This window comes from Novosphingobium sp. HII-3 (assembly GCF_002916655.1).
Lineage (GTDB): Bacteria > Pseudomonadota > Alphaproteobacteria > Sphingomonadales > Sphingomonadaceae > Novosphingobium > Novosphingobium panipatense.
Genome location: NZ_PPSM01000072.1, coordinates 12,905 through 25,418, shown reverse-complemented (window position 1 = coordinate 25,418; position 12,514 = coordinate 12,905). Strand labels below are relative to the sequence as shown.

Annotated in this window: 13 protein-coding genes; 5 read left to right on the top strand and 8 right to left on the bottom strand. The window is 66.0% G+C overall.

Translation table 11 applies throughout. The annotated features are described in order from the left end of the window. The 3 genes from cofH to cofE are packed head-to-tail and all read right to left on the bottom strand — an operon-like array spanning nt 1 to nt 4,057. Nucleotides 1-2,328 (bottom strand): 5-amino-6-(D-ribitylamino)uracil--L-tyrosine 4-hydroxyphenyl transferase CofH, encoded by a 2,328-nt coding sequence (cofH, locus tag C2R25_RS18235; RefSeq protein ID WP_233204133.1) that lies wholly within the window; start codon nt 2,326-2,328, stop codon nt 1-3. Then, entirely contained in the window at nt 2,325-3,278 is a 954-nt protein-coding gene (gene cofD, locus C2R25_RS18230; RefSeq protein WP_103730532.1) for a 2-phospho-L-lactate transferase, read from the bottom strand. Before cofD ends, cofH begins: the two co-directional genes overlap by 4 nt. Beyond that, a complete protein-coding gene (gene cofE, locus C2R25_RS18225; protein ID WP_103730531.1) occupies nt 3,275-4,057 on the bottom strand; it encodes a coenzyme F420-0:L-glutamate ligase in 783 nt (260 codons plus the stop codon). Before cofE ends, cofD begins: the two co-directional genes overlap by 4 nt. An 85-nt stretch (nt 4,058-4,142) precedes the next feature. On the opposite strand from cofE, the gene npdG reads away from it, so the two are divergent. From npdG to C2R25_RS18205, 4 genes are read left to right on the top strand one after another with little or no spacing between them, the layout of a single operon-like run. Further along, nucleotides 4,143-4,793 (top strand): NADPH-dependent F420 reductase, encoded by a 651-nt coding sequence (gene npdG / locus C2R25_RS18220; RefSeq protein WP_103730530.1) that lies wholly within the window; start codon nt 4,143-4,145, stop codon nt 4,791-4,793. Further along, nucleotides 4,790-5,368, top strand: coding sequence for a 2-phospho-L-lactate guanylyltransferase (cofC, locus tag C2R25_RS18215; protein ID WP_103730529.1), 579 nt, complete (start codon nt 4,790-4,792; stop codon nt 5,366-5,368). The genes npdG and cofC overlap by 4 nt, the downstream gene beginning before the upstream one ends. A gap of 52 nt (nt 5,369-5,420) precedes the next feature. Beyond that, nucleotides 5,421-6,278, top strand: coding sequence for an SDR family NAD(P)-dependent oxidoreductase (locus tag C2R25_RS18210; RefSeq protein WP_233204131.1), 858 nt, complete (start codon nt 5,421-5,423; stop codon nt 6,276-6,278). A gap of 14 nt (nt 6,279-6,292) precedes the next feature. Further along, on the top strand, nt 6,293-7,213 hold the full coding sequence (locus C2R25_RS18205) for a TIGR03619 family F420-dependent LLM class oxidoreductase (protein WP_103730527.1): 921 nt from the start codon (nt 6,293-6,295) through the stop codon (nt 7,211-7,213). Between the two features lie 64 nt (nt 7,214-7,277). Here C2R25_RS18205 and thiE read toward each other — a convergent pair whose 3' ends face one another. Further along, entirely contained in the window at nt 7,278-7,919 is a 642-nt protein-coding gene (gene thiE / locus C2R25_RS18200) for a thiamine phosphate synthase (protein ID WP_103730526.1), read from the bottom strand. 193 nt (nt 7,920-8,112) lie between these two features. On the opposite strand from thiE, the gene C2R25_RS18195 reads away from it, so the two are divergent. Then, on the top strand, nt 8,113-8,610 hold the full coding sequence (locus C2R25_RS18195) for a hypothetical protein (protein WP_199183871.1): 498 nt from the start codon (nt 8,113-8,115) through the stop codon (nt 8,608-8,610). 58 nt (nt 8,611-8,668) lie between these two features. On the opposite strand, the gene C2R25_RS18190 is transcribed toward C2R25_RS18195, so the two are convergent. The 4 genes from C2R25_RS18190 to C2R25_RS18175 all read right to left on the bottom strand — a co-directional run bounded on the left by C2R25_RS18190 (nt 8,669) and on the right by C2R25_RS18175 (nt 12,506). Then, nucleotides 8,669-9,580, bottom strand: a complete 912-nt coding sequence (locus tag C2R25_RS18190; protein WP_103730525.1) for a fructose bisphosphate aldolase — start codon at nt 9,578-9,580, stop codon at nt 8,669-8,671. A 77-nt stretch (nt 9,581-9,657) separates the two neighbouring features. Further along, nucleotides 9,658-10,737 (bottom strand): acyltransferase, encoded by a 1,080-nt coding sequence (locus C2R25_RS18185; protein ID WP_103730524.1) that lies wholly within the window; start codon nt 10,735-10,737, stop codon nt 9,658-9,660. Nucleotides 10,738-10,884: 147 nt separating this feature from the next. Next, complete coding sequence (gene pgk, locus C2R25_RS18180; protein ID WP_103730523.1) at nt 10,885-12,084, bottom strand: phosphoglycerate kinase; 1,200 nt, start codon at nt 12,082-12,084, stop codon at nt 10,885-10,887. Continuing rightward, on the bottom strand, nt 12,081-12,506 hold the full coding sequence (locus tag C2R25_RS18175) for an MOSC domain-containing protein (RefSeq protein ID WP_103730624.1): 426 nt from the start codon (nt 12,504-12,506) through the stop codon (nt 12,081-12,083). Before C2R25_RS18175 ends, pgk begins: the two co-directional genes overlap by 4 nt. Nucleotides 12,507-12,514: the final 8 nt, after the last annotated feature.

Below are 12,514 nucleotides of genomic sequence, written 5' to 3'. Positions count from 1 at the left end.
TCAGGCCATTTCGGCGGTGACATCCTTGTAAAGCGTCGTGCGCTGGCGCAGGCGGCGCCCGACGCTTTCAGCGGCCGCGCGCATGTCCGCCACGTCGGCGAGTTGCCCGTGCGAGGCACCGGCCGCGCGGCTGATGCTCTCGTCCATCAGAACGCCGCCGAGGTCGTTGGCTCCTGCCGCCAGCACCGCCGCCGCGCCCGGCATGCCCAGCTTGACCCACGAAACCTGTATCGATCCGATCGCTCCGTGCAGCGCGAGCCGGGCGACGGCATGCATCATGACCGCCTCCCGCCAGGTCGGCCCCTTCCGGCATTGGCCCTTGCGATAGAACGGCGCTTCCATGTGGACCAGCGGAAGCGGCACGAACTCGGTGATCCCGCCGGTGTCGAGTTGGAGGTCGCGCAGCGCAAGAAGGTGCTTCGCCCAATGGCGCGGGCTTTCGAGGTGACCGAACATGATGGTCGAGGTCGTCGGCAGGCCTACGCGATGTGCCGAAGCCACGACGTCGAGCCACTCCTGCGTGGTGAGCTTGTCCGGGCAGATCCTCTCGCGAATGTCGTCGCAAAGGATCTCGGCCGCCGTCCCCGGCAGCGAACCCAGGCCCGCGTCCCGGAGCATGGACAGGTAATCGCTCACCGGCATCTCCAGCGTTCGCGCCCCCTGGCTCACTTCCAGCGGGGAGAAGGCGTGCACGTGGAGTTGGGGACAAGCGTCCTTCACCGCCCGCAGAATGGAGAGGTAGGTCTCGCCCGTGTAGCGGGGATGGATGCCTCCCTGAAGGCATACCTCGGTCGCGCCGCGCGCCACCGCCTCCCGCGCGCGTGCCGCGATCTCCTCCAGATCGAGGTCATAGGGTTTGTCGCGAAAGCCCGCCTTGCTGCTGGTCTTGCTGAAGGCGCAGAAGGAACAGGCGTGGGTGCAGATATTGGTGTAGTTGATATTGCGATTCACCACGTAGGTAACATCGTCGCCCTGCACCTCGGCGCGAAGCACATCCGCCGCTTCGATCACCGCCTGCGCGGCCGCGCCACGTGTGGCGAACAGTGCCGCGATCTGGTCTTCATCCAGCCCCGTGCCGCTTGCGGCCCGATCGAGGATGCGATGCAATTGCGAGGCCACCGGCCCCTCGTGGCGACGGCCGAGAGGCGCCTTGACCGTACCCGGCGCGCGATCGGCGATGCCGGGGCTCCACCGGCTGTCGCGCCCCAGTGCCTCGGCATCCGCCAGCCGCAGGACCGCCGGTCGCAGGCTATCATCCAGCCAGCCGCCTTCCTCCACGAAGCGGGGATAGATGGTCAGGCGCTCCACCAGCGGTAGACCGGCCCGGGCACACACGGCTTCCAGTCGCTCGATCTCGGGCCAGGGTGCTTCGGGGTTGACGTGGTCGAGCGTGACGGGCGAGATCCCGCCCCAATCGTCTATTCCCGCCTCGATCAGTTCCTGCAGCCGCTCGTCATTGAGATTGGGCGGCGCCTGCAGGGAGACCGTATCCGGCAGTATGATCCGGGCCGCGGCCACGACACGAAGGAAATCGTTTTCCGTGGCCTCCGCCGCCCCGGACATCTTCGTGCCGGGCTTGGGACAGAAGTTCTGCACGATGATTTCCTGCAGGTGCCCGTGCTCTTCATGAAGATCCCGCAAGGCCAGCAAGGCACCCATCCGTTCCTCAGGACGTTCGCCGATCCCGATCAGGACGCCGCTGGTCGTCGGCAGCCGCGCCCGACCAGCCGCCGCCAACGACGCCAGACGGACCTCGGGCGCCTTGTCGGGCGAGCCGTGATGGCACATGCCCTTTTCCATCAGGCGTTCCGACGTGCTTTCCAGCATCAGCCCGACCGAAGCGGCGACCGGGCGCAGCATTCGCCAATCCTCCTCCTCCAGCACACCGGCGTTAACGTGAGGCAGAAGCCCCGTCTCGAGCAGCACTCGCTCCGCGCAGTGCCGCACGTAGTCGATCGTGCGGCTGAACCCTCTTTCGGCCAGCCATTCGCGCGCGGCCGCGTAGCGCCGCTCCGGCGCATCGCCCAGCGTGAACAGCGCCTCCTTGCACCCGGCAGCGACCCCGGCCCGTGCGATCTGCAGCACTTCGTCCTCGCTGAGGTAAGGCGCTTCAAGGCGTGACGGCGTGGTTGCGAAGGTGCAGTAATGGCAAACGTCGGCACAGAGCCGGGTAAGCGGTATGAAGACTTTCGGGGAATAGGTCATCCTGGCGGGGGTGTAGTTGCCGAACCGCGACCCGCGGCGCGTGCGGGCCTCTGCCATGAGCTCATCCAGCGGTGTGGTGAGCAGCCTCGATACAAGTGCAGTGTCGTCGCGTGCCATGGTCATCCTGTCTCGATACCGGCTGCGCTCAGTGCTACGCGCGCTAGCCTCTCCCGGTCACCGGCAGCGCACATGACTGTGGGCGTGACGGTGACTGAAAGGCCCCTCTCCTGCAAGCCCCCTGCATCGGCGGCGTCCGCGCTGTCTATGATGATGTGGTCGAGAAGATCGCCGTAGTGATCGGCTATGGAGGCGTTGGAGACCGGCCTGCCCAGTTCTGCGAGCAGCTTGCCCAGCGGCCCCTTCAGCGATGCCCCGCCCACGAGAGGCGACACCGCCACCACCGGCACCCGGCGATGGCGCAGGGCTTCCCGCACACCGGGAAGGCTTAGGATCGGATCGACGCTGAGGTAGGGATTCGAGGGGCAAATCACGATCGCGCCGAGGTCCTGGCTCTCGAGCGCGGCGGCAAAGGCCGGTGACGGCGCAGCCCGTGATGCGCCGCTGAAACGGACCCCCGTGGCGACGGGCCGGCACTGCTCCGCCACGAAGTACCGCTGGAAATCGAGCCACCCTCCGGCCGTGCCGACCTGGGTGCGGACCGGAGCGTCGCTCATCGGAACTATCGCGTGCGCGATACCCAGCGCGCGGGTCAGTCCGGCGGTGACCTGGGACAGGCTGTCGCCCTGCCGCAGACGCCAGGAGCGCGCGATGTGCGTTCCCAGGTCGCGGTCGCCAAGATTGAACCAGTCCGCTTCCCCAAGGGACCGCAACATCGCCATGGCCTGCCAGCTCTCGTCCTTCACGCCCCAGCCCCGGGACGTGTCGTTGAGACCGGCGAGCGCATAAGCGACGGAGTCGATATCAGGGCAGATCGTCAGCCCCAGGTGTTCGAAATCATCACCGGTATTCACCACAAGTGTCAGATCCTGTGGTGAAACTGTCGCCGCGAGGCCAGCCGCCAGCTTCGCCCCGCCGACGCCACCACTAAGCGCCAGAACGTGCTTTCCCGTCATCGAAACATATCCTGTTCAATCGGTCGCAGCCCGCTTGCGGCGCCCGGTCCGTCCTCTTGCGTGGTCCAGCGTGATGCACCCCGGACCAGCGCCACAGGCGTCCCTTCGTCGCCTTCCCCCATGGCGAGGCTCGCCATGGCCGCCAGCGAATCCGCAACCGCGATCACGGTGGCCTGCAACGTCCGCCCGTAAAGATCGCTTCCCCTTCCGCGCCGATCCTCGATCATGGAGAGGCCTGCGCAGCCGATGGCGGTGCCGACCGTGCCGATCCGCCACGCCCGCCCCATCGAGTCCGCAATCACCACGCCGATCCGGGCGCCCGTCCGTACCTGCAGCTCATCCCGCAGGCGCCGCGCCGACGCATCGGGATCGACGGGCCAGAGCAGAACCGTCCCGGCGTCCGCGCCTTCCACGTTGCTGGCATCGATACCGGCATTGGCCAGGACATGCCCGGTGCGATGGCGTGCGATGATGGCCGCAGGGTGCGGCCGCAGGATCTCGGCACTTTCGTCGAGGATCGCCTGCGCCATCGGCGCTGGCCGACCGGTTGCCTCAGCGAGCCGCTGCGCCTCCGCGCCCGGCTGCAGGGATGCGAGTGCCACCGTGCGGCCTTCCACCTTGGATACGATCTTCTGCGCGACGACACAGATATCGCCGTCGCGTAAGGCGTCCCTTTTGGCGTCGAGGGCTGCGCAAATCGCTTGCGCAATGGAGTGCCCGGCGGCGAACATGGGCAACCCGGTCAGCGGTCGCACGGATAGTTCTGGAACGAGGTTCATTCTGTTCTCCCGGACAAAGCTTATACGTGCGCGGCCCGGGACGACAATCGCCTGAGGCAAGATTTCGCGGGAGGGATTTCAGGACATGGCCAGGATCGCTGTCATCGGAGGCACGGGGGCGCTCGGCAAGGGGATCGCGCGCCGTTTGGTCGGCGCCGGGCACGAGGTCACCATCGGTTCCCGCTCGGCCGAGAAGGCGCAAGCGACCGCGCAGGAACTTGGCGCCGCTGACTTTGCCGCGAACGCAGATGCGGCCGAAGGCAAGGACGTGGTGATCGTGACCGTGCCCCATTCCTCCCAGGCCGATACGCTGGCCGGCATCCGCGACCGGGTGGGTGAAGCGGTCGTCGTGGACACAACCGTCCCGCTCGTGCCGCCCAAGGTGATGCGTGTTCAACTGCCCGCCGAAGGCAGCGCGGCAATGCAGGCGCGAGCGCATCTCGGCGCCGACATCCGACTGGTGACGGCCTTCCACAACGTCTCGGCCCATCACCTTGATTCCGACCATCCCATCGACTGCGACGTGCTCGTCTTCTCGGACGACGTGGCGGCGCGGCAGACCGTGATCGACCTCTGCCCTGGCATGGGCCTTCGCGGCCTCTCGGGCGGTGCTCTCGCCAACTCGGCCGCTGCGGAGGCGCTGACCTCCATCCTCATCTACATGAACAGGACCTACAAGGCGGATGGTGCCGGTATCCGCTTCACCAATCTGGCCGAAGCCCCGGCCATACCGTGACCGTATGGGCGCTCATCGCGGCCAAGTCGCCGGGCCAGGGCAAGACGCGCCTCGCCGCTGTTCTGTCGCCGCGTGAGCGGGGCGCACTGGTGGAGGCCATGCTCCGCCATGTCGTCGGCGTGGCGCAAGGCGTGGCGGACCGGACGCTCCTGACAGGGCCTCGCCGCGGTGGATGGGACACCATCGAGGATCCGGGCGGAGGCCTGAACCCGGCCTTGATGCACGCCCTCCGCACCATAGCGGCAGTAAACCCGCCCGACCGGCTTGTCGTCCTGGCGGCCGACCTTCCCAGGCTCGCGCCGGAGGACATGGTCCGGCTCGCATCGGTCCCCGGAGCCACCGTCGGCATCGCGCCGGATCGCCATGGCACGGGCACCAACGCGCTCTCGCTTCCCCTGCCTCACGCGGCGGCCTTCGCCTTCCACTATGGAGCAGGCAGCGCCGCCCGGCATAGGGCAGAGGCGGATCGGCTGCGACTGAACGCGGTGACGATCACCTCGCCCGGGCTGGCGAAAGACATAGACGAGCCCTCGGACTTGGCCGATGCTGGCCGTCTGTTCAGCCCTTCGCTCTAGCGCAGGTGTGGGATCACAAAGCCGAAAAGGGTTCGGAGGCGGAGGGGGATCTGTGCAGGCAAGCGACCTCGACCTGAGCGGCCAAGTGGCCTTCGTGACCGGCGGCGGAGGCGGTATCGGGCGGGCGATCGCACTGTGCATGGCCGACATGGGCGCCGACATCGCCATGATCGAAACCATTCCCGAGCGCTGCGAACAGGTCGCCCGGATGGTGAAGGAACGCGGCCGCACGGCGCTGTGCATCCCGGGCGATGTGATGGATATCGACGCCCTGCAGAGCGCCGTTGCCCGCGCCGCAGACACTTTCGGCAGACTCGACATCCTCGTGAACAACGCAGGCGGCGTCACCCGGCGCGGATTCCTGGACATGACGGAGAAGAACTGGCGCCGCCACGTCGACCTCAACCTGATCAGCAACCTTGCAGCCACCCAGGCGGCGGTGCCGGTGATGATCGCAGGCGGACGCGGGGGCGCGATCGTGAACGTCACCAGCATCGAGGCCAGCCGCGCGGCGCCCGGCTATGCCGTCTACGCCGCGTGTAAGGCCGGCATCAACAACCTGACCCGCACTTTCGCGCTTGAATTCGCCGAACACGGTATCCGGGTCAACGCCATCGCACCGGACTATACGGTGACACCCGGAACCCGCGGCAATCTCACCGGACGTGTGGATGAAAGCACCTGGCATCAGCCAAGCACCGCGCAGGCCGATGGCATCGCCAGGCGCATTCCCGCAGGGCGAGCCGGCATCGACGAGGAGTGCGGCCGCGTGGCTGTGTTCCTTGCCTCGTCCATGGCGAGCTACGTCACAGGGACCATCATCCCCGTGGACGGCGGCTCCTGGGCATCCAGCGGCTGGGTGCGGGATCGCGGCGGCACCTGGATCCTCCCGCCGGACGTCACCGAGTAACGAACGAGAGAGCGATGACCTTCACCCTCAGCACCAGCCTGCCCTTCGAACATGTGGACCAGCCTCGGGAATGGGGAACGATGGAGGCGCTGCACGAAATCGCAAAAGCGGTGGAGAAGGCGGGCTTCTTCGCCGGTTCCGTCACGGATCATCCGGTGCCATCCTCCCGGTGGCTTGACAACGGTGGGCATTATGCGCAGGACCCCTTCGTGATGCTCTCCATGCTCGGAGCCGCCACCACGACGCTGCGGCTCCAGACAAACATCCTCGTCCTGCCGTATCGCAATCCGTTCATCACCGCGCGGGCGATTTCCAGCCTCGACCATTTCACCGGCGGGCGCGTGATTCTAGGGTTGGGCGCGGGCTACCTCAAAGCCGAATACAAGGCGCTGGGGGTGGACTTCGACACCCGCAACGACACCATGGACGAGTACATGAAGGCGATGAAGCTCGCCTGGACCGGCAAGGACTTCACCTTCGAAGGCAACGGATACACCGCACTGGGCAACCGCGTGCTGCCCACGCCCGCGCAGACCCCGCACCCGCCGCTGCTCGTGGGGGGCAACTCAAAGCGCGCCCTTCGCCGGGCGGTGGAGCTGGGCGACGCATGGCACCCGTTCTTCGTGCCAAAGGCCGTGACCGATACGGCCCGCACCGCCAATCTCGAGGGCGACGAGGACATCCTCGCCGCCATCGGCTACATGGCAGAGCACTGCGAAAAGGTAGGCCGCACCGTCCCGCCCCAGGTCATCGCGTCCTCGACCTACAGCGTGAAGGCCGGGTGGAACGCGCAGGAGGCGCTTGACCACTTCGCCCACCTCAAGTCCCTCGGGGTGGACGGTTCAGGGGCGACGATCTACACGCGAACGCGCGCCGAATACCTCGACCAGGCACAGAAGTTCGGCGAAGAAGTCATTGCGAAGATTGACTTCTGAGCGCCATGTGCTGTGTTGGCCTGGCGGCCGACCCCGGCCGAGCGCCCGCCTTTCCCCGCTCGGTTCAGAGTGCCGTCAGGGCCTCGTGGAAGGCCTTGACGGCGGCTTCTTCGTCGCCATTCCACACCGCCCCTGAAGCGGCGACGAAGTCGGCACCCGCACGCGCAAGATCCGCACAGTTCGTGGGCGTCACGCCGCCGATGGCGACACAGGGGATCTCGAAGATGGACTGCCACCACTCCAGCAGGTCAAGCCCGGCGACGTGCTTCGTCTCCTTCGTGGTGGTCGGGAAGAATGCACCGAACGCGACGTAATCCGCACCCGCTTCACCGGCCTCCATAGCAAGATGGCGGCTGTCGTGGCAGGTCACGCCGATCTGCGCATCGCGTCCCAACGCTTCCCGCGCTTCCTGCACGGTTCCGTCGCCTTGCCCGATGTGAACCCCGTCCGCGCCGAGCCGTTTGGCAAGGCTGATCGAATCGTTCACGATGAACGCTACGTCCCGATCCGCGCAGATCTTCTGCAGCGGTTCTGCCAGCCGGGCTGCGGCATGCTGGTCCAGATCCTTCACCCGGAACTGGAATGCCGCCACTTCTGCGGCATCGAGCGCGCGTGCAAGACGATCGGGAAAGCCGCCGCCGACGTCCAACGGCGAAATCAGGTAAAGCTGCGTGGGCTCGCGGGGGATCTCGGCTTCGTCTGTCATGGCGTCGGCCCTACCGCTTCGCGGCGGACAGGAAAAGACCTCGTTGGCAGGACAGCATCATGAAGCCCTCACGACGACACGGCTGGATCATGCCTTCGGAATTCCTTCGGGCGCTCTACTGGCAATGCCGCAGGCCGCACGGTAACACCGGCATTCGAAAACTGTTCAGGGAGCAATGCACATCCTCGGCTCAATGAAAACGACCGGCCTTCTTCTCGCCCCTGCGCTCGCCCTTGCCGGCTGCACGCTTATTCCTCCTGCGGACCCGTCGCGCATCGGAGCCGCACCGGTAGCGCAGCCTGTGCCCGCCTACACGCCCGCTCCTGTCTATACACCGCCGGTCGATTACAACCCTGTCCCACCGCCTGCCGTGCAGGACAGGCTCATATACGCGGCACTCGGCCAGACCGTCGCCGTCGATGGTCCGCGCCTCACCCCGCTGCAGGTGCTGGAGGACAGCCGCTGCCCGATAAACGCACGCTGCGTCTGGGCCGGACAGGTCCGGTTGCGGATCCGCATCGAGACCGGGACCGGCGGCGAACTGGAACTGACGTCCGGCAAGCCGGCGCGGGTGGCTGACGGCACGCTGGAACTGGTCCGGACCAGCCCCGACAAGATGACGGGCAGCGGCAGCGGCGCCATCGATCCGGCCGCCTACCGGTTCGGCTTCCGCTTCGTGGGCGGATACTGAACATAGCAAAGGCGGCACCCGCTCGGATGCCGCCCTCACTGACGAAGGTTCGTGAAGATTAGACGGCAGCTGCCGCTTCGGCCTTCTGCGTCGAACCCTTGTGGATCTCGGCGATGGCTTCGCCCAGAGCTGCGTCGAATTCCGCATCGCTCATCTGCGAGCGCAGGTCCGACAGCAGGGCCCGGCTGAAGCTCGCGATGATCCCCTTGTTCCTCGACAGTTCAACGCACGCTTCCGCACGCGAGTAGCCGCCCGAGAGGGCGACGACGCGCAGCACCTTCGGATGCTCGACCAACGGATCGAAAGTGCCCGGAACGACCGGCAGCGACAGCTTCAGCATGACCTGCTGCCCCTCGGGCAGCGCGTCGAGGTTCTTCAGGATCTCGGCCAGGAGGATCGTGTCACACTCAGCGCGAGTTTCGCTCTTGATGTTCACTTCCGGCTCGATCATCGGCATCATGCCGTGCGAGAGCACCTGCTTGCCGACCTCGAACTGCTGCTTGACGACGGCGGCGATGCCTTCGGCGTTGGCGGAGTTGATGACCGAACGCTCCTTCGTGCCGTAGACACCCAGCGCCTTCGAACGGGTGAGCAGTTCGTCCAGCGTCGGCATCGGCTTCATCAGCTGCACGCCGTTCACTTCATCCTCAAGGCCCTTGTCGATCTTGATGAACGGGACCACGCCCTTGGCGATCAGCGCCTGCGGGGTGGGCACTCCGTTGACGGTGCCGTCCATGGTGCGCTCAAACAGGATCGCACCAATGACCTTTTCACCGGTGAACGCGTCCGACGAAATAATGCGGGCGCGCATTTCGTGGATCAGGCCGAACATTTCCTCCTCGTTCGACCAGGCGCCTTCTTCGATCCCGTAGCCCTTGAGCGCCTTGGGCGTAGAACCGCCGCTCTGATCCAGCGCCGCGATAAAACCGTTACCGGCGGCCATTTTGGCGGTCATTTCCGAATACTGCATGGTTTCTCCTCCTGAGGTGTTCGGTAACTTGATCTTAGCCTACGCTGCGCTCCCCTCGTTCGCAACTAAGGCATCCGTTAATTCGGTACGCTGCGCGGGGGCACGTGGCGTGCCCGGGCGTGCAGCAGAATGTTGAGACGACGGCGAAGCGGAATGTCGATGTAGCGTACACACAACCACCCCAGCCCCACGCATGCGGAAAGGTATAGCGCTCCCATGAGCGCAGGGTTCCAGCCGAGATCATCCTTGAACCAGCGAAGCGGCTCCATCAGTCCCCAATGGACCGCGTAGACTGCATAGGACACCTCTCCCAGGAACCACGCGACGGGCACCAGCACCCGCGACGGCTCTCCGCGCGATCCGAGCCAGACCAGCGCGGGAGCCACGAACAGGCTGCAGGCAAGGTCGTACCACGCCTTCGGGATGGCCTGCGGATTCGCCACGAGCATCGTGACTATGGCGAAGAGGCAGAACACGCCGAGCCATCCCGGGTGACGGATGTCCTTGGCGGGCAGTTGGGCGAGCAGAACCCCGCCCGTGAAGGACATGGCCGTACGCACCAGTGAAATGCCAAGCTGGCTCCAGAGCGGACCGATGTTGCCGCCACCATTCGCCAGCACGGCGGGAACGAAGATGCAGGCGGACGCCGCCGCCACCGCCACCTGCCCCTTCCGGGGCAGCCGGAACAGGACAAGGACCAGCGCCAGGCTGGCCACAAGTTCGAAGAACAGGGACCACGCCGGCACGTTCAGAGGGAAAAGGGTGTGCGTGAACGGTGAAGGCAGCATCAGCGCGTTGAAGGGCAGCGAGCTCGCGATCTTCTCATAGCTGAAGATATCGCCCCTGCCCGTCCACCGGTTCGAGACGGCGGATAGCGTGGTGATGACGATTCCCGCCAGGAACAGCGGATAAAGCCGAACGAGGCGCTGCTTCATGAATTGCACGCTCGTCAGTCCGGCGCGCCAGCGCGGCAGGTACGTGCGGCACAACACAAAGCCGGACAGCGCGAAGAAGAAGTCAACCGCGACATAGCCGTGCGGCGCCTGCGAGATGTTGTAGTGAAAAAGCGCCACGCCGAGCGCCGCAATGCCTCGCATGCCGTCAAGGGTAACATACCGGCCCTGCCAGGGCGGCGCTGCTCGGTCACTGGCGTTCATGCGCGGGGCACTTCCGAAGGCTTTCGTGTCATCGTTCGTCCCACACCGGGACGGGCTTCGACTGGCGGCAAATCCCTCTTAGGGGTTTCCGCCGCCAGCGAGCAATTCAGGTCCTCCGCCCGACGGTGGGGCGGGGCCAGGAGGCAATCAGGCAGACAGCGCCGCGACGCCGGGCAGCTCCTTGCCTTCCATCCATTCGAGGAAGGCACCGCCGGCCGTCGAGATGTAAGTGAAGTCCTGTGCAACCCCGGCATGGTTGAGCGCCGCCACCGTGTCACCACCGCCGGCGACGGAGATCAGCGAGCCTTCCGCCGTAAGCGCGGCGGCGGTCTTCGCCAACGCGACGGTGGCCGCGTCGAACGGTGCCATCTCGAAAGCGCCGAGCGGCCCGTTCCAAACGAGCGTGCGGCAGGTCTTCAGCACGTCGCCCAGCGTTTCCGCTGCCGCCGGGCCTGCATCGAGGATCATTTCGTCCGCCGCCACTTCATGGACGTTGCAGGTGCGCAGGCTCGGCGGATTGGCCGCGAACTCCTTTGACACGACGACGTCGTACGGCAGGTGCACCGTGCAGCCCGAAGCGTCCGCAGTCGCGAGGATCGCGTTTGCGGTGTCGGTCAGGTCATGCTCGCAAAGCGACTTGCCCACATCCACCCCCTTCGCCGCAAGGAACGTGTTGGCCATGCCGCCGCCAATGATCAGGTGGTCGACCTGGGTAACGAGGTGCTTCAGCACATCCAGCTTCGACGACACCTTGGCGCCGCCAACCACGGCCGCGACCGGCTTCTCGGGCGCACCGAGAGCCTTGTCGAGCGCTTCGAGTTCGGCCTGCATGGAGCGACCCGCATAGGCGGGCAGGACGTGCGCCAGACCCTCGGTCGTGGCATGGGCGCGGTGCGCGGCCGAGAAGGCGTCGTTGACGTAGAAGTCGGCATTGGCGGCAATGGCCTTCGCCAGTTCCGGATCGTTCTTCTCCTCGCCCTTCCAGAAGCGGGTGTTCTCGAGGATGGCGATGTCACCCGCGCGCAGGATGCCCACGGCCTGCTTCACCACGTCACCCGCAATTTCGGGAACGAACATCACTTCCTTGCCGAGCGTCTTTTCGACCGCTCCGACCACCATCGAAAGCGACTGCGTGGACACGCGCTCCCCCTTGGGGCGGCCGAAGTGCGCCAGCAGCAGGACCTTCGCGCCCTTTTCGCTCAGTTCGAGAATGGTGGGCGCCGCCGCACGGATGCGGGTGTCGTCCGTTACCGCCCCGTCCTGCATGGGCAGGTTGAGGTCAACGCGCACGAGCGCCACCTTCCCTGTCACGTCACCAAGGTCATCAAGGGTCTTGAACGCGGTCATCTCTCGATCCTTATCTCGTCGCCCACGGCGATAGCGCCGTCCTCAAGCACCGTACCCAGCACGCCGCCCCGCCAGTCCGGCATGAGCGCGCCTTCGAGGCCCGGCACCACATTCTCCATGCGGCTGCACGGATCGCATTCCATGGTTATTCCGATGCGCAGGGTCGGGCCAATGGCCACCACGTAACCGGCCTGCCGCGGAAAACGCAGCCCTTCGACCAGCAGGTTCGCACGACGCGAATGCCACGAAGGACGCTCTCCGAAGAGATCCGATACGTTCAGCTCATCGAGCGCCGCATCCCAGCTTTCGATCTCCATGAGGGAGATCTGCCGGCGCGGCGCGCGCCCCGGACGCACCGCGCCGCGAAAGTCCCCCTGGACTCCCGCGGCGGCAGTTACGGTGACGGACCGCATATCCTCCATCGGTGCAC